This window comes from Pseudoflavonifractor sp. An85 (assembly GCF_002161235.1).
GTDB lineage: Bacteria > Bacillota > Clostridia > Oscillospirales > Oscillospiraceae > Enterenecus.
The window spans coordinates 38,615-58,942 of the sequence record NZ_NFHE01000010.1 but is presented as its reverse complement, the minus strand read 5'-3'; the positions used below and the strand labels follow the sequence as shown (position 1 = coordinate 58,942).

At 56.3% G+C, this 20,328-nt stretch carries 15 protein-coding genes; 2 read left to right on the top strand and 13 right to left on the bottom strand.

The window, feature by feature from the left end:
- The first annotated feature begins 96 nt into the window (after positions 1-96).
- Both B5G37_RS06630 and clpB read left to right on the top strand, forming a co-directional pair.
- Complete coding sequence (locus B5G37_RS06630) at positions 97-2,292, top strand: alkaline phosphatase family protein (protein ID WP_242962795.1); 2,196 nt, start codon at positions 97-99, stop codon at positions 2,290-2,292.
- A 185-nt stretch (positions 2,293-2,477) separates the two neighbouring features.
- Positions 2,478-5,072, top strand: coding sequence for an ATP-dependent chaperone ClpB (clpB, locus tag B5G37_RS06625; RefSeq protein ID WP_087255726.1), 2,595 nt, complete (start codon positions 2,478-2,480; stop codon positions 5,070-5,072).
- Between the two features lie 77 nt (positions 5,073-5,149).
- Here the strand turns inward: clpB and B5G37_RS06620 are convergent, their stop codons facing one another.
- From B5G37_RS06620 to B5G37_RS06560, 13 genes are all read right to left on the bottom strand, one after another.
- Positions 5,150-5,893: an SIS domain-containing protein gene (locus B5G37_RS06620; RefSeq protein WP_087255724.1), complete on the bottom strand. Its 744-nt coding sequence runs from the start codon at positions 5,891-5,893 to the stop codon at positions 5,150-5,152.
- Between the two features lie 55 nt (positions 5,894-5,948).
- Positions 5,949-7,223: a PTS ascorbate transporter subunit IIC gene (locus B5G37_RS06615; RefSeq protein WP_087255722.1), complete on the bottom strand. Its 1,275-nt coding sequence runs from the start codon at positions 7,221-7,223 to the stop codon at positions 5,949-5,951.
- Positions 7,224-7,247: 24 nt separating this feature from the next.
- Complete coding sequence (locus tag B5G37_RS06610) at positions 7,248-7,535, bottom strand: PTS sugar transporter subunit IIB (protein WP_087255720.1); 288 nt, start codon at positions 7,533-7,535, stop codon at positions 7,248-7,250.
- A gap of 29 nt (positions 7,536-7,564) precedes the next feature.
- Positions 7,565-7,999 (bottom strand): PTS sugar transporter subunit IIA, encoded by a 435-nt coding sequence (locus B5G37_RS06605; RefSeq protein WP_087255718.1) that lies wholly within the window; start codon positions 7,997-7,999, stop codon positions 7,565-7,567.
- A gap of 20 nt (positions 8,000-8,019) precedes the next feature.
- Positions 8,020-9,933, bottom strand: a complete 1,914-nt coding sequence (locus B5G37_RS06600) for a BglG family transcription antiterminator (RefSeq protein WP_087255716.1) — start codon at positions 9,931-9,933, stop codon at positions 8,020-8,022.
- Positions 9,934-10,215: 282 nt separating this feature from the next.
- The gene (locus B5G37_RS06595) at positions 10,216-10,992 is read right to left on the bottom strand and encodes a hypothetical protein (protein ID WP_087255713.1); all 777 of its coding nucleotides are present in this window, start codon (positions 10,990-10,992) and stop codon (positions 10,216-10,218) included.
- Positions 10,985-11,467, bottom strand: coding sequence for an RNA polymerase sigma factor (locus B5G37_RS06590; protein WP_087255711.1), 483 nt, complete (start codon positions 11,465-11,467; stop codon positions 10,985-10,987). Before B5G37_RS06590 ends, B5G37_RS06595 begins: the two co-directional genes overlap by 8 nt.
- A 24-nt stretch (positions 11,468-11,491) precedes the next feature.
- Positions 11,492-11,857, bottom strand: coding sequence for a hypothetical protein (locus tag B5G37_RS06585; protein ID WP_087255709.1), 366 nt, complete (start codon positions 11,855-11,857; stop codon positions 11,492-11,494).
- A gap of 253 nt (positions 11,858-12,110) precedes the next feature.
- Positions 12,111-14,969 (bottom strand): glycoside hydrolase family 3 protein, encoded by a 2,859-nt coding sequence (locus B5G37_RS06580; RefSeq protein ID WP_087255707.1) that lies wholly within the window; start codon positions 14,967-14,969, stop codon positions 12,111-12,113.
- A 98-nt stretch (positions 14,970-15,067) separates the two neighbouring features.
- Positions 15,068-15,622, bottom strand: coding sequence for a GtrA family protein (locus B5G37_RS06575; RefSeq protein ID WP_087255706.1), 555 nt, complete (start codon positions 15,620-15,622; stop codon positions 15,068-15,070).
- On the bottom strand, positions 15,619-18,039 hold the full coding sequence (locus B5G37_RS06570) for a glycoside hydrolase family 3 C-terminal domain-containing protein (RefSeq protein WP_204217885.1): 2,421 nt from the start codon (positions 18,037-18,039) through the stop codon (positions 15,619-15,621). The genes B5G37_RS06575 and B5G37_RS06570 overlap by 4 nt, the downstream gene beginning before the upstream one ends.
- 220 nt (positions 18,040-18,259) lie before the next feature.
- Positions 18,260-19,564: a sensor histidine kinase gene (locus B5G37_RS06565; protein WP_242962793.1), complete on the bottom strand. Its 1,305-nt coding sequence runs from the start codon at positions 19,562-19,564 to the stop codon at positions 18,260-18,262.
- Positions 19,561-20,271, bottom strand: a complete 711-nt coding sequence (locus tag B5G37_RS06560) for a LytTR family DNA-binding domain-containing protein (protein ID WP_087255704.1) — start codon at positions 20,269-20,271, stop codon at positions 19,561-19,563. The genes B5G37_RS06565 and B5G37_RS06560 overlap by 4 nt, the downstream gene beginning before the upstream one ends.
- Positions 20,272-20,328 lie beyond the last annotated feature (57 nt).

Below are 20,328 nucleotides of genomic sequence, written 5' to 3'. Positions count from 1 at the left end.
AACAGAAAAAATGGAAAAGTTTTGTCAAAGATTGCAAAAGATTGTGTAAAGTGGTAAAGTGAGGATATGACCATGACAGAAAGAGAGGGATGGGAGATGGCATCTCCGAAACGTCTGGCACCCAAGAAACCTGGGCTGGGATCAAAGCTCAAAAACCTGCCTCGCCCTAAGCTCTCTCTGCCTAAAATCACGCTGCCCCAGGTCGACCCGGGGATGACCACAGCCCACCGGAGCCGGCGGGTGAAGGGCTCGCCGCTGGTCTCTGCGGTGAGTTTGCCGCTCATGGTGCTCTATCACGAGCTTTTGCTCCGGGGGTTTGATGGGGAGTGTTCCTTTTTTGCCCCGGCGCTTTTGCTCCTTGTGGTGTTTTCCATGGCGGCAGGTCTGGCGGTGTTTTTGCTGCTGGACCTGATCCCCCACCGGAAAGTCGCACGCATTGTGGGCGGCGTGCTGGTGGCAGGATGGACGGTATTCACCTGCGTGGAGTACTGCTGCAAGAGTTTCTTTAAAATCTACTTTGGTCTGGGCTACATGCAGGGCATGGCCGGGCAGGTGGTGGGAGATTTCAGCGGCACTGTGGTGGAAGTGGTGCTGGCTCGGATTCCCTTTATCCTGCTCTCGCTGGTTCCTCTGGCGGTCTATGTGTGGCTGTGCCCGGTGATTTTCCACGAGAAAGGGCAGCGCGCCTCGGTGCGGGGGATGCTGGCGGTGCTCATGGTGGTGTTCCAGCTGGTGGGGGTGTTCGCCGCCCGGGTGGGCGGGGCCAAGAACTACTACACCTATGACTTTTCGGTGAATACCTCCATGCCCCACTTCGGCCTGGTTACCACGCTACGCCTGGAGCTGAGCTATGCCATCACCGGCATTCCGGAAGTGCCCTTGGACCAGCTGCTCCCCGACGATCCCCTGCCCACCGCCACCGTGGCCCCCACCTTGGACCCCACAGGCACCGATGCCCCCGTGGTGCCCACCGGGGACAACGTGCTGGGCATCGACTTCGAGGGTCTGGCGGCGGGGGAGAGCGATGAGACCCTCAAGGCCCTGCACCAGTACTTTGCCGCCAAAAAACCTACAAATAAAAATGAGTACACCGGCTATTTCCAGGGGAAGAACCTGATTTTGATTACCGCCGAGGCCTTCTGCCCCTACGTCATTGACGAAAACCTCACCCCCACCCTGTACAAGCTGGCCAACCAGGGCTTCATCTTTGAAAACTACTACCAGCCCGACTGGACCCAGTCCACCACCGGCGGTGAATTTGCAGTGATGACCGGCCTCATTCCCACCTGGATTGGGGGAAGCAACCCGTCCTTCCGGGTCAGCGTCAACGACGACATGGCGGTGGCCCTGGGCTGGCAGTTCCAGAAGCTGGGCTATCAAACCCTGGCCTACCACAACAACACCTATACCTACTATGGCCGGGATGAGACCCACCCCAACCTGGGGTATGAGTACTTTGGGCTCGGCAACGGTCTGGTGCTGAAAAGCAACCTGTGGCCCTGCTCCGACTTGGAGATGATGGAGGCCACCGTGGACGGGTACATCCAGAACTACGTGAAAAACGGCACCCCCTTCCACACCTATTACATGACGGTGAGCGGACACTGCAACTACGACTGGACGGGCAACGCCATGTCCCGGAAAAACCAGGAGACCATCCAAAAGCTGTACCCCAATGCGTCGGAACAGGTGCAGGCGTATCTGGCCTGTAACCTGGAGCTGGAATACGCCATGGCGTATCTGGTGGAGCAGCTGGCGGCGGCGGGGATTGCCGACGACACCGTGATTGCCCTCTCCGCCGACCACTACCCCTATGCCCTGGTGGAAGGGGACAAGGACTATTACAACGAGCTGGCGGGCACCAACAACTCCGAGCGGGACACTGCCCGCTACCGCAACACTTTTATTTTGTGGAGCGGGTGCATGGAGGAACCGGTGGTGGTGGACACCCCCTGTTCTGCCATCGACATTGTGCCCACCCTGTCCAACCTCTTTGGGCTGGAGTACGACTCCCGGCTCTACTCCGGCCGGGACATCTTCGCCACCAACTACCAGCCGGGTCAATATTCCAGCAACATTCCCCTGGTGGTGTTTGCCAACAAGGGTTACGGCAGCAGCTGGATCACCGACGCCGGTACCTATGAGGCCTCCACCAAGACCTTTACCCCCCGGGAGGGGGTGGCGGTGGACGAGGACTACGTCAGCCGGGTCAGCCGGTTGGTGAATGCCAAGTACACCTACGCCAAATTGGTCATCGAACGGGATTATTACGCCCTGGTTTGGCCGGATTAACACCCGAAATAGCCCCTGCATGGCTCATACTCCATGCAGGGGTTCCTTTTTCTGACATGAATTAGCACTCGGACAAAGAGAGTGCTAATTGTTTACACTTCGTTCATGATTTTTCCTACCAAAGAGGTATACTAAGGTCAAACGACAGATTGGGGCTTGTACCCCATGCAAAGGAGTGTAGCCTTATGAATATGAATCAATTTACCCAGAAGTCCCTGGAGGCGGTGCAGGCCGCCCAGACCCTGGCCACCGAACATGGAAACCAACAGATCGAGCAGGTGCATCTGCTCTGCGCCCTGGTGGAGCAGGAGGGGGGATTCATCCCTCAGCTGCTCACCCACATGGGCATGACCGTCGAATCCTTTGACGCCGCTCTCCGCCACGAGATGGAGAAGCTGCCCAAGGTGTCCGGCTCGGGCCGGAGAGCCGACCAGGTGTATATCTCTTCCGGTGTGGATCAGGCCATGAATCAGGCTGTGTCCGTGGCCGGGAGCATGAAGGACGAGTTTGTCTCAGTGGAGCACCTGTTGCTGGGTCTGATGGACAAGGCGGACAGCACCATCAAGGAGCTGCTGAAAACCTACCGGGTGGAGCGGGAGCAGGTGATGCAGGCCCTGGCCGCCCTGCGAGGCAACCAGCGGGTCACCAGCGACAACCCTGAGGAGACTTACGAGGCCCTGAAAAAGTACGGCAGCGACCTGGTGGAGCGGGCCCGGCAGAACAAGCTGGACCCCGTCATTGGCCGTGACGACGAGATCCGCAACGTCATCCGCATCCTGTCCCGCAAGAGCAAAAACAACCCCGTGCTCATCGGCGAGCCTGGCGTGGGTAAAACCGCCATTGCCGAGGGTCTGGCCCAGCGGATCGTGAAAGGCGATGTGCCTGCGGGGCTGAAAGACAAGACCATTTTTGCTCTGGATATGGGCGCTTTGATTGCAGGTGCCAAGTATCGGGGCGAGTTTGAGGAGCGTCTGAAAGCTGTTTTGAACGAGGTGAAGAAGTCCGAGGGGCGTATCATCCTGTTCATCGACGAGCTGCACACCATCGTAGGCGCCGGCAAGACCGAGGGCGCCATGGACGCGGGCAACCTGTTGAAGCCTCTGCTGGCCCGGGGCGAGCTGCACTGCATTGGCGCCACCACCCTCAACGAGTACCGTCAGTATATTGAGAAGGATGCTGCCCTGGAGCGCCGGTTCCAGCCTGTGATGGTCAACGAGCCCACGGTGGAGGACGCCGTGGCCATCCTCCGTGGCCTGAAAGAGCGCTATGAGGTGTTCCACGGCGTGAAGATCACCGACGGCGCCATTGTGGCTGCCGCCACCCTGTCCGACCGGTATATCACAGACCGATTCCTCCCCGACAAGGCCATCGACCTCATCGACGAGGCCTGCGCCCTCATCCGCACCGAGATGGACTCCATGCCCACCGAGCTGGACGTGATCTCCCGGAAGATCATCCAGCACGAGATCGAGGAGGCCGCCTTGAAGAAGGAAGAGGACGAGCTGTCCCGTGCCCGTCTGGCCGACATCCAGAAGGAACTGGCCGAGATGCGGGACGAGTTCAACGCCGGCAAGGCCAAGTGGGAGAACGAGAAGAATGCCATCGGCAAGGTGCAGAAGCTGCGGGAGGAGCTGGAACAGGCCAACGCCCAGCTGGAGAAAGCCCAGCGGGAGTACGACCTGGAGAAGGCTGCCCAGCTGCAATATGGCACCATCCCCGGCCTGCAAAAGCAGCTCCAGGAGGAGGAGGCCATTGCTGCTAACCAGAAGGAGAATCAGCTGCTCCGGGATAAGGTCACCGAAGAGGAGATTGCCCGCATCGTGGAGCGCTGGACCGGCATTCCCGTGGCCAAGCTCATGGAGGGCGAGCGGGAGAAGCTGCTGCACCTGGAGGACATTCTCCACCAGCGTGTGGTGGGCCAGGACGAGGCGGTGCGGCTGGTCAGCGAGGCCATCCTCCGCTCCCGGGCCGGTATCGCCGACCCCAACAAGCCCATCGGCTCCTTCCTGTTCCTGGGCCCCACCGGTGTGGGTAAAACCGAGCTGGCCAAGACCCTCAGCGAGGCCCTCTTTGACAGCGAGAAGAACCTGGTGCGCATTGACATGAGCGAGTACATGGAGAAGTTCTCCGTCTCCCGCCTCATCGGAGCCCCTCCCGGATACGTGGGCTACGAGGAGGGCGGCCAGCTCACCGAGGCGGTGCGCCGTCACCCCTACTCCGTCATTTTGTTTGACGAGGTGGAGAAGGCCCACCCCGACGTGTTCAATGTGCTGCTCCAGGTGCTGGACGACGGCCGTATCACCGACAGCCAGGGCCGCACCGTGGACTTTAAGAATACCGTCATCATCCTCACCTCCAACCTGGGCAGCCAGTTCCTGCTGGACGGCATCCAGGCGGATGGGGAGATCAGTCCCGAGGCCAAAAACCAGGTGGAGGAGCTGCTGCGCCGCTCCTTCCGGCCGGAGTTCTTGAACCGTCTGGACGAGATTGTGTTCTACAAGCCCCTGACGAAGGACAACATCTTCCACATCATCGACTTGCAGCTGGATAGCCTCAACCGCCGTCTGGCCGACAAGCGGCTGCATGTGGAACTCACCGATGCCGCCAAGGATCTGGTGCTGGAGTCTGCCTACGATCCCATGTATGGCGCTCGGCCCCTGCGCCGCTACCTGCAGCACACCGTGGAGAATCTGGTGGGCCGCAAGATCATCGCCGGAGAGGTCACCCCGGACAGCACCATCGTGGTGGATGCCCAGGGAGATGAACTGGTGATTGCATAAGAATAAAGAAAACAAGGAGCGGAGAATTGCCTTTATGGGCAATTCTCCGCTCTTTGTCTATTGAGGAAGGAAAGAAATTAGAATGCGTAGCGAATGGAATCCCGGTACTTTTGGTACAGGGCTTGGTTCAGCTCGTCGCCGCCGTCCAGGTTGGCGCTGTAAAAGATGGGGGGCTTTTTCATGCCGGAATCCACCAACTTTTGAGCCAACTCGGCTACAATGGAGTTGAGCATAGTGGCGCCTACCACCGTGGAGGTGGGGGAGACCTTCTGCTGGATGCCGCTGATTTCCACGCAGGCATCTCCCACGTCGCCGTGGTTGTCCAGGATGATGTCCGCCAACTCAAACAGGCGCAGGCCGGAGGGGTGGCGGGAGATCACGGACTTGGAGTAGGACAAGTTGGTCACAGCGATGACGGCCGCGCCCTTGTCTTTGGCCTCTGCGGCGATTTCAATGGCCACGGGATTGCGTCCGGACACGGAATGGACGATGAGCACATCTCCAGGCTGAAAGTCCGCTTTGTTTTGTGCCAGTGCTGTGCCATAGCCGGGGCAGCGCTCCATTTGGCTGGTCAGGGTGATGGGGCTGGAATCCAGCATCAGCTCCCGGCCGAAGATGGGGTTGAACAGCATCAGTCCGCCGGCGCGGTAGTACAGCTCCTCGCTGAGGATGCCCGCATGGCTGGCGCCAAAGGTGTAAATGGTACCTTTGCGCTGGACGCAGTCAAAGAGCAGGTCCACGGCCTGATGCATGTGGGTGGCCTCTTCCTGTTCCACGGTGTGAAGAAGCTGATAAATACGGTCCATGTACTTGAAACTCATGGTAGATATACCTTTCCTATGCAAGCGTGTGGGAGATGGATGGAACGGGGGGCAGTTATGCGATCAGTCGGGCGATGAGACCCTCGACGATGCCCCACAGGGAGAAGTCCTGGCCGCCGTACACCAGCATCCACTGCTGAATGGTGTTGTTGAAGAAGTAGGCGCCGAAGCCCACCAGGAAGACCATGATGATGCCGGACACGGCAGCACCGATGATGCAGCCACGGACACCGCCGGTGGCGTTGCCCACAATGGCGGCGCAGCCAATCTCAAAGAAGCAGGTGGACACCAGAGGAATGACCACGGTGGGGAACATACCAGCGGTGAGCAGGATGGTGATGATGGAGGTGACCATGGCCACCAGGAAGCCGATGACCAGAGCGTTGGGGGCATAGGGGAAGATCACGGGAACGTCCAGAGCGGGGATGGCGTTGGGGACAAACTTGTCGGCAATGCCCTTGAAGGCGGGAACGATCTCGGCGATCAACATGCGCACGCCCTGGAGCATGATGGTGATACCGACACCAAAGTAAATGGCGTGGGTGAAGATGTAGGTGAAAGCGCCGGTGGTGCCCTCGGCATAGCCCCACACCTGGGCGGGATCATAGCCGTTGGCCAGCAGCAGGCCGTACATCACGGCATAGGTCAAAGCAATGGCCAGGGAGCCGGTGATGGAGATCTCTCTCAAAAAGCCCAGCGAGGAGGGAATCTTCAGATCCTCGGTGGAGTGCTCCTTGTTGCCCACCACTTTGCCCAACAGGCCGGAGACCACAGACAGGCAGGTGGTGGGGTGACCGATGGTAAAGGAGTCATCCCCGGTGACAGCCTTGACAAAGGGACGCATGAGGTTGGGGGAGACAACCATATACACAGCGGTGAAGATGGCGGCCAGGATAATCAGCTTACCGCCGGTGAGTCCAGCGTCCACGCCAGCGGCAATGAACACAAAGGGGAACCAGTAGAGCATGTGTCCGGTGAGGAACACGGATTTCCAGCGGGTGAAGCGAGCCACCAGCAGGTTGATGGCAAAGGCCACGATCATGACGATACCGATTTCGGTGCCGTACATGGTGCCGATATCCACGGTCTTGGACTCCACAGCCTGAGGCATGATGGTGTTGAAGGCGGTGGAAATGCCGTCGATGGAGTTGCCGGTAATCAAGCCGGTACCGGTGGACAGGATGAAGAAGCCAACGGCGGTCATCACCGTACCACGGACGATCTCAGAAAAAGATTTTTTTTGCAGAATCAGGCCAATGCAGGCGATCAGGGCAATAAAGATTGCACCTTGGCCAAAAATTTCATTGATGATAAAATTTAAGACTCCCATAACAAACGTCCTCCCTGATGTTGGTTAGTTCAGTGTCTGGAAATAGGCCAGGGTCTTTTCTTCAACTTCTTGCTTATTCATGAAGTTGTTGAACTCTACAATGGGTACCTTGGCGCGATCCTGAATGCGCTGGGCCAACTCCTTGGAAATGAAGATCACATCGCAGTCGTTGGCACAGCAGGTGCCCACGTCGCCGCAAAAGGCTTCGATTTCCACGTTGTGCTTTTTGGCGATGGCCTCCACGTTCATGCGCAGCATGAGAGAGGAGCCGCAGCCGAATCCGCACACTGTCTGAATCTTAGGCTTTTTCATGTTTGTTCCCTCCTTGTTTATGGTTTGGTTTATTCCTGAAATAAAGAATACAATTCTTCTTTATTTTTGCAGGCTGCAATTCTGCGGATGCTGTCGGCATCCATCAGGGTGGAGGCAATGCTCTGGAGACGGTCAATGTGAGACGTGCGGTCGGTGCAGGCCAGACACATGACCACGGAGACGGGTCCATTCTCGCTGTGGAAGTCCACAGGAGGCTGGAAGGTGGCAATGGAGATGTCCGAATGCAACACGTCGCTGCCAGGGGAGGCATGGGCCAGGGCGAAGCCGGGCATCAAGACGATGTACGGGCCGTAAGTTTCCACGCTTTGAATCATTTGCCGGACATACTCCGGAGTGATGGAGTGACTGTCCACCAGAGGAGTGGCGGCTGTGCGGATTGCCTCCTCCCAGGTGGAGGCAGTTTGACCAATGAGAATGTGGTCTAAGGATATGTTGGCTGACATAAGTTTCCCCTTCCGTGTTGTTAATCGTGTAGTGCTAAAATTTCTTCAATGGTGATATGTTGATCCTTCAATCGTTGGAGATTATCTTCGTTTCCCAAGATGTAGGCCAGGTTAATGAGTTCGCTGTCCTCCTGACGGTTGTTGATGCCCAACACCACCACCGCCCGAATCCGTTTCCGGTCGAAATTTCCAAAGAGAATGGGGGTGCGCAGCAAGAGCATGGCCGCACAGTTGCGCTGGATGCCGTCGTTGACACCGGCGTGGACATACGTAACCTCAGGGGTGAGCACCATGTAGGTGCCGTAGTTGTTTACGGCGTTGATCATCTGATCCACATACCGCTGTTCTATGTCCCCGCGCTGGAGCAAAGGGGCAGAGGCGATTTTGATGGCATCGTTCCAGCTGCTGCAATGGTCCAAAATCTGGATGTTCTCCGGGAGAATGTAGTTGCCGATGCAGTGGGTGTGGGGCTGGGTGGAATAGGCCTTGAGAAAGGTGGAGCAGACCAGAGAGTACGAGTCGTGATATAGAGTCTGGCGAATGCGTTCCAAGTCCTTTTCCGGCAACAGCGGGTCTACCACCACCACGGGAATCCGAGGATGGGAGTAGTTGTTGGCGGAGATGATCAGATCTATGTTGTTGGTCTGAAGGTACTCATCCACCTGGTCCAGAGAACAGGGACCCCAGACGTTGCAGTCAGGGAAAGCCTGTTCCAGCCGCAGCTTCAAAACGGCGCTGGTGGCCAGTCCGTAGGAGCATACAATGAGCACGTCCAGAGAGACGTTGGTTTTGATGCTGGTTTCGTAGATGGAAGTGAGATACATGGCGATGTATGCAATCTCATTTTCATCAAAGGGAATGCCATACTTTTGGGAAATCTTCCCCATTTCTCCCAAAGTGAACTCAAACATCAGGGAGACGGACAACTTGATCTCATTGAGCAATTCATTGTATATGTGAATGTGGTTGCGGGTGCGGTATATGGCTGCCCGCAGGTGGGCGGTCAGGCCGTCAATCATATCTCGCAGGGCCTCTTGCTCAATGGGGTGCATGTGTGCCAGAGCGGAAATCAGCTCTTGGGAAATCATCTGTGCCTCATCGGGGATGGCTTCTCCTGTGGCAGACTGACTGGTGCGCTCGGATTGGATGAGGGAGCAGATGTAGTATTGCTCCGAATGGGGACGAAAATAGCGCTCTACCAGCTGTTTGAGCTGGGAGGTGTCCTCATAAACCCAGTCCATACGAAGGGTGTGGCCTAGGTGGATGCGGCTCATGGTATAGCAGAGCATGAGCTGAATCCGCCGGTAGTCCATAAACTGTACTTTCTTCAGCTCCTGAATCTCATCCACCAGCTGTGCGGCGGTGGCAAGATAGGGTTGGAGAGAGGGGTGGTGGACAAAGAGGTTGTAGATCTCCTCTTTGCACAACTGCATACCCAACAGCTCCAAGAACTGAAAGCGGATACACTTCTCTTCCCCTTTCAGCCGCAGGCCCTGGCCGGGTACCTTCTCAATGGTGAGCGTGTGCTTGGACAACCGCTGCTCCAAACTGTCAAACTGGTTGATCACCGTTTGGCGGCTGACCAGACAAATGTCCGCCAACTCCTGAAAGGTGGTGGTTTCGTTGAGCAGCAGCAGAGCAATGGAGAGGTTCTCCCGCTCTTTTCGACTGTAAAAGCGGGTGTCTGAGGTTTGCAGAAGGGTTTGCAGCGTCTGCCGCTCCAGGTTAGAACAGTCCAGAAGAATGCCTTTGCCCGGTTTTCGACTCAAAGACAGGTTGGCCTGCTTGAGGAATAGGCCGATGGCGGACAAATCATTTCTGCATGTGCGGTCACCCATGGAGAACTTTGTGGCGATATCTGAGATGGTCACATAGTCGGTCTGCTTCATCAAATATTGAATTATTTCTTTTTGCCTTTTTGAAACAGTAATCATAAGGTTTCTCCTTTTCTCAATTATCCCCAAAAAGCGCCTAATTTTTCAATATAAAAAACATGCAATGAATGTGGCAACTTTTATATTAGCCCCTTGGGCACACAACAGAAAATCAAAGAGCGGGGGGGTGCGGTACAAAAGATGAATGGGGCTATTATACCGTGCTTTTTGGTAAAAACCCACTTTTTTGCTGCAAAAAATGGAGGAAATCATTTCCTTTGCATGTAAAAAGAGGCTGAGCACGGAGAACAATCTCAGTGCTCAGCCTCTGGGAGAGAGGGATTAACTATGGTTGCTGTGGCCATGCTGGTTGCCGTTGCCTTGGCCGTGTCCTTTTTCGCCGCTGCTGTCTGTGTCATCCACAGTGGGAGGCGTTTGCTGCGGATCATCTGTTTGCAGACGCGCCAGCATATCCCGCAGCTCCCGCATGGTCATCTCGTTGGCTTCTTCCGGGGTGAAATCCGGGTCATAGGCCACAATCTGGGCGTAAATTTCATATTTTCCGTAGGACAGTCCCACGTGATGGGCCTCATGGGCTTCCTGGGAGGAGATGGTGGAGCAGGAGACATTGTGATGGCCGGAGGTGCAGTCGGAGACATAGGTGGTGATCTCATCCCCCTGGTTTCCGCTCAGCTCCACCACCGATATGGACAGGAACCCGCCCCTGTTGAGGCAGTCCACAATGGTGTCGCTGTTCAAGATTTCATCCATCGCCTGCTGGTAGTTCTGGTGGAGTACGTCCAGGGAGGCCACAAATTCCTCCCCGTCCTGGTTGTAGCCGTGGAGGCCGATGACCCGGCCCAGACGGTTCACATCCACTTCCAGGGAGGGGTTGATGTCGATGCTGATGACGGACGTGGGGGTGAAATAGAGGTGATACCCACCCAGGCCCAGCACCACCACCAGCAGACATGCGGCCAGGGCACAGAGGGGCTTCCACACCGACTGGGCGGGCTTGTGCTGGGCCTCCATGGCCTGGAGCACTTGGCGGTGGGTGTGTGCTTTCAGCTCCTGGGAGGCGTGTATCTGGTCAAAGGCCTCTTTCATACGGTTATCCAAGCCCCTCACCTCCCAGGATCTCTTTCAGCTGTTTTTTGGCTCGATTCAGCAGAGTATATACGGAATTGACGTTTTTATTCAGCAGTTTTCCTATCTCTGGGGCGGTGTACCCCTCGTAATAGTGTAAGTAAATGACCTGCCGGTATTTCTCCGGCAAGGTCAGCACTGCCTGGAGCACCTCGGGGTGGGCCTCCGCCTCCGGGGCGGCCTGTTCCAATAGGGCATCCAAGGGGACGGTGCGGGAGCGGAAGAAGCTTTTGAGAAGATCCTTGCAGGCGTTGAGGGTCACCCGGATGATCCAGGCCTTTTCATGCTGAGCGCTTTCAAACACAGTGGAGCAGAGGGCATATTTCAAAAACACCGTTTGAAAAATGTCCTCGGTATCCGCTTGGTTTTTCAGATGGATGAGACAGAGCCGTTGGACGGTGTCGGAATACGTTTCAATGGCCCTGGTGACCTCCTCTTCGCTCCTCATGAAATCACCTTGCTTTGTGTCGAATTACCCGTGGTGTCCGCCCCGGTAGCCGTTGCCGTGGTGCCCCTGGTTGCCACCTTGGCAGTGGGTGCCCTGGTTGTCGCAGATACCGTCGTTGTCGGTGTCCACATAGTTCTGGCCCTGGTTGTCGCACACGCCATCATTGTCCACATCTACATAGTACCGTCCGTTGCACACGGTGCCTCGGTTGTCGCAAACCCCATCACTGTTCTGGTCCACATAGCACTGGGCGGAGCAGTTGGTGGTGTCACAGGCCCGGGTTTTGGTGCAATCCCCCAGGCAGTTGCCCTGGGAAGCGGCAAAAGCGGACACGGTGCCCACGGTGAGAAGGGTGGCCCCTGCCACCAATCCTGCTACTAATTTTAACATAATCATTCCTCCATGTCTGTTGTTTTTCCGGTTTCACTTGTAATACGAACGGGGGAGGGAAATCCATTCACCCAAGGAGAAAAAATTTCACAGGCTGGTCGTGGCCTGTGCCCCTGGACCAGAGAGCTCAGTGGGAGGTCATACTTTTTAGAAAAACAGGAGTCCACCCTTTTGGTGGACTCCTGTTTTTCAGCAGCTGTGTTTTTCAGCCCTTTTGGATGCACAGAGGGATATTTTCACCTGTCCCTGAACATCATTTTTTCTTTTTCTTAGAAGGCTTGGCAATAAAGAATACGCATGTGCCCAAACCGGCAACAAGAATCACATTGATACCGACCCACAGTGCAATGAAAAGAGTAGACTGGGGCACATCGGTGATGGACACCGCAGTCGTGGTTACGACATAGGTATACAGGATATTCTTTACGGCCTGGCGAGCGCTGTAAGCCGTTCCTGCATCCGAGAGGTCAATCTCGGCTGCCCGGTCAAAGGTACCATCGAGCCACAGGTTATTGCCAGCCTTAAGACCCCGGGTGTAATCCATATAGTAGGGCTGATACCAGTCTGTGATCACGGTACCATGGAAGCCCCATTCGCCACGGAGCAAATCGGTGATGAGGGCATGGTTGGCACCGGCCCATACTGCACCCACGCGATTGAATGCACTCATAATGCCGTTTGCCCCGCCGTCCTTGACGCACATTTCAAAGGGCTTCAGATAGGTTTCCCGCAGGGCCTGCTCGGTGAGCCAGGTGTTCTTGTCGTTGGGGTTTGCACCGGCTTCGCTGACCGCAAAGTGCTTGACATAGCAATAGAGGTTGTTTTCCTTAGCGCCCTGTACGATAGATGCTGCCAGCTTGCCCGTCAGCACCGCATCCTCACTGAAGTATTCATAGTTACGGGTGTTATACACGGAGCGATGCAGATTGACACCCGGTGCATACCATCCCTGCAGTCCCGTTGCAGAGGCCACTTTGCCCTGGGCAACGCCCATACTGTAGGTGAGGGAGGGGTTCCAGCAGCAGCCGATCAGAGATTCGGTGGGGAAGCCAGTCCACTTGGTCTCGGTATTGGGATTGGTAACGCCCATATTGAATCCGGCAGGGCCGTCACGGTCGGTACACAGGGGTTTGCCCACGCTGTCAGCGGCTTCGTTTTTAAAGCCACCTTTGCCAATCAGATCCTTGACTTCCTGCTCGGTCAGCTGGTCCAGGAATGCGTCCCACTCTTCTGCGTCGTAATCGGAGAGCGTTTCCATGAGTTCCTCGTTAATGACCAGCTTGCCTCCGCTTGTATCGGTTCCCTGCAGCTGGTCGAGGGTGGCTCGCTGCGTGGAGCCGTCTTCATTTTCAACAACAACCAGATACATTCCGGAGTCAACGCCATACTGAATATCGGAAACATCGGCATTGTCGTAGCCGTCGTATTCGTAAACACCGATTTCATCGACCTGGCTGCTGGGAGCACCTGCGGTGGTGGTGGGGTAGTTGGCAAACCCATCGGCTCTGGAGAGATAGTCCACGCCGCCCTCAATCATGGTAGATCCATCAATGGGGGTGCCTGCATAGGCGGTGTCGCCAGTGAACAGATTGCTCACCTCAGCATTGGTGTCAGGGTCCTGGGGGAAGGTAATGCCGGGAGAATGGAGAAGGAAGGAGCTCTCGCCGTTTTCTACCATGGCCCCATTGGTATGGGAGTTCTTCATCAGGCGAATCTCGTAGTCACCCGGAACCGTTTCGTATCCAGAGAACTGATTGCCGTTGGCGTCATTGTAGTCATACGAGGCAAGATCATAGGCATCAAAGGTCAGGGTTACGGTCTGGCTCTCGCCGGGCTGGAGCAGATCCGTCTTGGCAAAGGCAAGCAGATTGACGGAAGCCATCTCAATGCCGCCCTGGGTATAAGGGGGCGTACTGTAGAGCTCAACCACATCCTTACCGGCCTTGTCACCGGTATTGTGTACCGTTACCTCAACGGTATATTTACCGGTTGCAGACATATCCTCAGAGGCCGACCAAGAGGTCTTGGCCTCCCATTCAAAGTCGGTATAGGACAGACCATAGCCAAAGGGGTACTGGACCACAGCGTCATAGCCCGTTCCGTAGTCATTGGATACGCTGTCGAAGAAGCCCTCTTCATCGGCCGTCTCGTACCACTTATAGCCGACATAGATGCCCTCTTGATATACCATGCTGTTATCCACATATCGACCATTTACATAGGTAGGATTATTGGTCTGGTAGTCATAAGCCAGCGTGTCCGCCGTTCTGCCGGAGGGATTGACGTCACCACAGAGGATTCTGGGAATGGCAAGGGCGCCGGACTGACCAGGAAGACCTACGTAGAGAGCGGCCTTTACACAGTCATACTCCTCCAAAAAGCCCATTTCCATATTGTTTGTGGTATTGAAGAGCACAATGACATTAAAATCATTCTCTTCCAACGCATCAAACATAGCCTTTTCATTTTCAGTCAGCTCAAGAAATGTTCCGTTGGAATAGGTGCCGATATCAATCAGCTCGGTCTGGCTTGCGTTTTCGCCAGAGAAGCGGCTGAGTACAACAATAGCCGTATCAGAGAACTCCTTGGCTTGCTGCATTCTATCCTCCGTATAAAAAGATGCGTCGGGATTGGCAAGTGCAGCCATAGAGTCAGGAGAATTGCTGTTAACGTCTGCATCGGCCGAACTGACTGCACTGTAGGCATCCAGAAGTTCCTTGTTATATGCAAGCCCTTCCTGGTCAAAAGCCGAAGTCAGAGTAACTTTGTTCTGTGCGGCAATGACGGTACCTCCGGATCCGCCGCCCACCAACAGAAAGCCCTGATCCGTGGAAGCCCAGCCAAAGAGATTGACCTTTGTCTCCTTGTCAATGGGAAGAAAATTGTCCTCGTTTTTCAGCAGTACCATGCTCTCTTCGCCCAGGGCCTGGACAATTTCATCGCCCTCTTGCAGCTCTGCACTGGCACTGCCATAGTCGGTGGTGTCTCCGGCTAATGCCTGATTGATGACATAAGAAAATCGGTTGATTACGACATTGCCTGCAACAATCGCCACTACTAGCAAAAGGGAGATTGCGCTGAGAATGGGCCTCATTCTTAGCTTTTTTAACATGTTTCATTCCTCCTAAAAGTAAATTAACGATCAAACATAGCTTTGAATGTGATATCAAGTTTTTAAAACCAAATGTTCAGAGTGCTGGCCGCATTCTATCATGCTTCCTTGGCCGCTCCCTCAGGGAAGATGACCTTGTTGACAAAGAAGAAGATGACCATGGAAATGCCGCCGTTGAGAAGGGTGGTGCCGATGTTGTAGATGAAGTCGGGGACAAACAACCCGGCCACTGCCACCCACACGCAGTTGATGGAGTTGACGATGCAGGTGACGATGCAGAAGGCCAGAAGATACCACAGGGCCTGATAAAAGACGTTGCCTTTGCTGCGGAACACCACGTTGCGTTGGAGGGGGAAGTTGATGCACTCACCCACAAACATGGCGATCATGTAGGCGCAGAAGTAGGGCAGGCCGCCGTGGGCGGCGTCATAGCCCAGGATGTTCCACTGAAAGGTCTCTCCAAACAGGGTGATGGGGATGCCGGGCCAGCCAAAGTCCACCAGAGGCAGCCCTGAAAAGGCAGCGGGGAGAAATTGCAACAGGAAGTACTTGAAAACGGTAATCAGGTTGCTGACGATGACGAACAGCCCACCTTCCCGAATCCATTTGGCAGCAGCCGGGTGTTTTTGTGCAAAGTTAGTCCAGATATTCACAGCTGTTTACTCCTCTCCTTTAGGGCTTTCCGGTTGGCAAAGTGGGCGGAGATGAGTCGTCTGGCTCCACCAAAGAAGTGGCCGTTGGCCATACACTGGATGGCCCGAGCCATGTCCGTGGACAGCATGCCGCCCGTCATGCGGGCCAGACCACGGAAGGGCATGTTGTAGATGAACAGCACGTTGAGGTTGGGTTCTCCCTTGGCCTCTGCCTTCTTTTGCATTTTCCTCAAGATGTTGTAGCCCAGGCGGGCCAGGGGAGAGCGGGCGTACTCCATCTGCATGAGGCTGTCGTTGAAATTCAGGGGGGCGTTGCGATCCCACCGGGCAGGGGGCACCGGGCGGCCCAACAGGGCCTCGAACTGCTCCTGAGAGATGTTCTCCACCTGACCGGAGAAATAGGAGGCAAAGGTGTCCTTGTCATAGGGCAGGGGGGCGTGGGTGCCCAGAACCTCCAGGGCAGCGGTGAGACGGATGTCCTCCACGCTGGCGCCAATCTGAATCTGGCAGGTGCCGCCCTCCACCTCCCATCGGTTGGTTTTCACGTTGAAGTAACGGAAGGCCTTGTCGTCCAGGGGGATGGTGACGCTCTTGCTCTCGCCGGGCTGGAGATGCACCTTGGCAAAGCCTTTCAGCTCCCGGATGGGGTGGAAAATCTGGCTGTTGGGCCAGGAGATGTACAACTGGGCGATTTCACTGCCAGCCACCGTTCCGGTGTTGGTGAGGGTGAAGGTGGCTTTCTTCTGGGTGACGGTGAGGTCCGTATAGGCAAAGGTGGTGTAGCTCAGGCCAAAGCCGAAGGGGAAGGCCACTTTTTTGCCCACGGTCTGATAGTAGCGATAGCCCACAAAGAGAGATTCCCGGTATTCCGAGGTGGCCTCTTGGCCGGGAAAGTAGCGATGGTTGGGGGTGTCTTCGTAGCGGATGGGATAGCTCTCCGCCAGTTTGCCCGAGGGGCTGACCTTGCCGCACAGCAGGTCTGCCATGGCTCCAGCCCCAGCCTGGCCGCCCAGGTAGCCGTGGATGAGGGCTTTACACGCATCCAGGAAGGGCAGCTCCACGGGAGAGCCGCCGGCCAATACCACCACAATGTTGGGGTTGACCTGGGACACAGCATCTACCAGGGCAATCTGGTTGTGGGGAAGGCGCATATGAGTGCGATCCATGCCCTCGCTTTCGAAAATTTCCGGCAGTCCCAGATAGAGCAGCACCACGTCCGCCTCTTGCGCCAGCTGTACGGCGGCCTGGAGCAGACTGGCATCCTCCTTGTCCGAGCGGAGATAGCCCTGGGCGTGGCCAATGAGGTTTAACTCACTGTTTTGCAGCGCGTCCAGCGGGGTGTCCAGTTTGGTGGGATTGACCACCGAGGAGCCGGCGCCTTGATACCGGGGCGTAATAGCCAGGTCGCCCAGCACTGCCACCCGGGTGCCGGGTGCCAGGGGCAGGATGTTGCCCTCGTTTTTCAGTAGGACAGCGGTTTCCAATGCGGTGATGCGGGCCACCTGATGGTGGGCGGCCTGGTCAAACTGCTTGTTGCTCTGGGCGGTGGCGGCGTGGGTGGCCAGAATTACGTCGATGAGCTCGTCCACCCGCTGGTCAATGGTGGCCTCGTCGATGCGGCCATCCTGGAGGGCGGCGAAGATCTCCCGGTCGCTGTCGCCGCCGGTGCCGGGCATTTCCAGATTGCTGCCCGCCTTCACGCCTTCCACATGGTCGTTGGAGCCACCCCAGTCGGTGACCACAAAGCCGTCAAAGCCCCACTCCTGGCGGAGAATGTCGGTGAGCAGTTTTTTGCTGTCGTTGGCGTACTCGCCGTTGACCCGGTTGTAGGAGGACATGATGGAGCGGGGGTGACCCTCCTGGACAGCGATCTCAAAGCCGGTGAGGTATAGCTCACGCAGGGTGCGCTCGTCCACCACGCTGTCGTTGGTCATGCGCAGGTGCTCCTGGCTGTTGGCGGCAAAGTGCTTGGGACAGGCGGAAATGCCGTTTTCCTGTGCGCCTCGGATGAAGCTGGCGGCCATTTTGCCGGACAGGTAGGGGTCCTCGGAGTAGTATTCAAAGTTGCGCCCGCCCAGAGGGGAACGCTTGATGTTCAGCCCAGGACCCAGCAGCACGTTGACACCCAGGCAGGAGGCCTCTTCCCCGATGGTGAGGCCCGCCTGATAGGCCAGCTCTTCATCCCAGCTGTTGGCCATACCGGCAGCGGTGGGGAAACAGGTGGCGGGCTGACTGGCGTTGAGGCCCAAATGGTCTCCTTCGCCCAGCTGGCGGCGCACCCCGTGGGGGCCGTCGGAGAGCACCATGGAGGGCAACCCTGCGTGGTCCATGGGGTAGGTGCTCCACACATCCCGGCCGGAGAGCAGAGCCACTTTCTGTACCAGGGTCAGCTTGTCCAGAATGTCTTGGTGTTTCAAGGGAAAACCTCCTTACATGGTAGATTGAAATGAGGCTTGAAACGAAGATACCAGTTAGTGACTCCCATTCTACACAATAACTTTACAAATTGGAGGTGAATGCACAAACGGTTACTTTTTCGCCTGAACTGCGCGTGGGATTGGTAAATATGCACAACCCCCCTCCTCCGGCTTCGGGCATAATGTCAAAACCGGGGGAGGGGGGTGTATCAGATCCTATTCATTTTGATGGCGGCAACGGCACCAACAGAGTGGCCACAAACCATCCATTGTCTCCGTCTACGGTCAGGTTGCCGCCGTACTTCCTGGCCGTGTAGCGGATGCTTTTCAGGCCATAGCCGTGGTAGTCGGTGTCCTGCTTGGTGGTGCGGGGCAGGCCATCCTGGCAGATGAGCGTGCCTTGGAAGTAGTTTTCGCACCGGATGAGCAAAAAGCCCTTCTTGGTGGACACTTCCAAGTGAATGAGCCGCTGTTCCTTGTCGGGGATGGTCAATTCATACTCAATGGCGTTGTCCAGGAGGTTGCCGAAGATGGTGCAGATGTCGGTGACATCCATAAAGTCCAGGGCAGTGCCATCGGCCACACAGGTGAGCTTGATCTGGTGCTTGGCACAGTACAGGCTCTTTCCCGTGAGCACCGTATCCAACACCGGGTTTCCCGTCTTGTTCTGGGCCTCATAGTGCTGAATTTCTGCCTCCATCTTGTCCAAAAACGCCGCGCGCTGCTGGGGATTTTCTTCCGCACGCAGTATGGCAATCTGATGTTTGAGGTCGTGATACTTGCGGTTGATCAGCTCAATGCTCTCCCGGGACTGCCGATACTGCACATACTGGTTTTGCAGGATGTTCTTGATGGAATCCAACTCCCGGGTGGTGTACAGCCGGCACCGCTGCACATGGTAGGCGTAGAGAATCACCACGCCAGCCAGCCCCACCAGAGTACGCACGTTGTAGATATCTCGGACGTACAAGCTGCTGAAGGGGGTGTTGGAAGAGACGAAACTCAAGTTGCTGATAAAAAAGGCCGCCAGGCCCATGACAGCGCTGGAGATAAATTCTCCAGGCCGGATGTTCAGGGTGCGGAAGCCCTGGTTGGCGCGGCGCTCGATGTGATACATCAGAGTGAACACGGCCCCGTACACCACCGCCATGATTCCACAGGACAATAGCCAGTGACGGGGGATGTACCAGCTGATAAAGTAGTCAATTTGCCATTCCAAGGATGCGGCGAACTCCGCCAGCACAAAGGCCCGTATGGCGCAGTACCCGGCGCTGATGGGGTCCAGGGTACAGCACAGATAGATGAGCAGGAACATCAGCGCCACGGCCAGCATCATGGCGGGAATCCAGAAGGGGACGGGCAGGGGGTTGGTCACCTCCAGCCACAACACCTGCACCACCAGTCCGCCCACCGCCACTGCCCCCAGGCGTTTGCCGGAGAACCGGTGTTGGTATTGCCCGATGTACACCATGCAGGCCAGCCATTCGGCCAGGGCGGTAAATAGGCGGGGAATGTTATCCGTCACGGATGCCCACCCCCAATATGGCGGGTCAGAGCTTCCAGAAAGGCTCCTTTTCGGGCGCGGCTGATGGGCAGCATATCCCCATCCACCAAAGCGCACTGGTCCTGTACTCCATCCACATGGGCCAGGTTGATGAGGTAACCCTTGTTGGCCCGGGAAAAATCATGCTGCTGAAGCATCTTTTCCGCCTCGCCCATGGTGCCGGAACTGACATAGTCCCGGCCCCGGGTGTGGTAGATGAGGGAATGCCCCTGGCTCTCCACATAGAGGATGTCCTCCACCGCCAGCTTCATGGTGCCGCCTCGGATGGCCACCCCCACAAAGTGCTGTTCCCGGCTTTTCAGCCGCCCCAAGGCCCGGCCCATGCGCTGGGCGAAAGTGGTGTAGCTCACCGGCTTGAGCAGGTAGTCCATGGCATCCACCTCATAGCCCCGGATGGCGTATTGGGCCATGTTGGTGATAAACAAAATGGCCACATTGGGGTCCGTTTCCCGAATCAGCTTGGCGGTGGTCATGCCGTCCAGAAATTCCATCTCCACATCCAGAAAAATGAGGTCGAAGTTGGGCTGATAGTGGTGGAGCAAATCCTCACCATCGGGGAACACTTGGACCGTAAACTCCCGCCCGCAGCTGTCGGCGTAGGTTTTGATATAGTTTTGCAGCTGTTCCAGCCACAGTGGATCGTCGTCAACAATGGCAATGCGGATCATCCTTGCTCCCCCGTTCATGTCATATTATACCGATTATAGCGGAACGGAGCCCAGTTG

Bases quoted from the DNA above. Each gene is read 5' to 3' on its own strand.
- B5G37_RS06610 (WP_087255720.1), bottom strand. From the start codon at position 7,535: ATGAAAAAGCCTAAGATTCAGACAGTGTGCGGATTCGGCTGCGGCTCC.
- B5G37_RS06605 (WP_087255718.1), bottom strand. From the start codon at position 7,999: ATGTCAGCCAACATATCCTTAGACCACATTCTCATTGGTCAAACTGCC.
- B5G37_RS06630 (WP_242962795.1), top strand. From the start codon at position 97: ATGGCATCTCCGAAACGTCTGGCACCCAAGAAACCTGGGCTGGGATCA.
- B5G37_RS06615 (WP_087255722.1), bottom strand. From the start codon at position 7,223: ATGGGAGTCTTAAATTTTATCATCAATGAAATTTTTGGCCAAGGTGCA.
- B5G37_RS06585 (WP_087255709.1), bottom strand. From the start codon at position 11,857: ATGTTAAAATTAGTAGCAGGATTGGTGGCAGGGGCCACCCTTCTCACC.
- B5G37_RS06560 (WP_087255704.1), bottom strand. From the start codon at position 20,271: ATGATCCGCATTGCCATTGTTGACGACGATCCACTGTGGCTGGAACAG.
- B5G37_RS06620 (WP_087255724.1), bottom strand. From the start codon at position 5,893: ATGAGTTTCAAGTACATGGACCGTATTTATCAGCTTCTTCACACCGTG.
- B5G37_RS06580 (WP_087255707.1), bottom strand. From the start codon at position 14,969: ATGTTAAAAAAGCTAAGAATGAGGCCCATTCTCAGCGCAATCTCCCTT.
- B5G37_RS06600 (WP_087255716.1), bottom strand. From the start codon at position 9,933: ATGATTACTGTTTCAAAAAGGCAAAAAGAAATAATTCAATATTTGATG.
- B5G37_RS06590 (WP_087255711.1), bottom strand. From the start codon at position 11,467: ATGAGGAGCGAAGAGGAGGTCACCAGGGCCATTGAAACGTATTCCGAC.
- clpB (WP_087255726.1), top strand. From the start codon at position 2,478: ATGAATATGAATCAATTTACCCAGAAGTCCCTGGAGGCGGTGCAGGCC.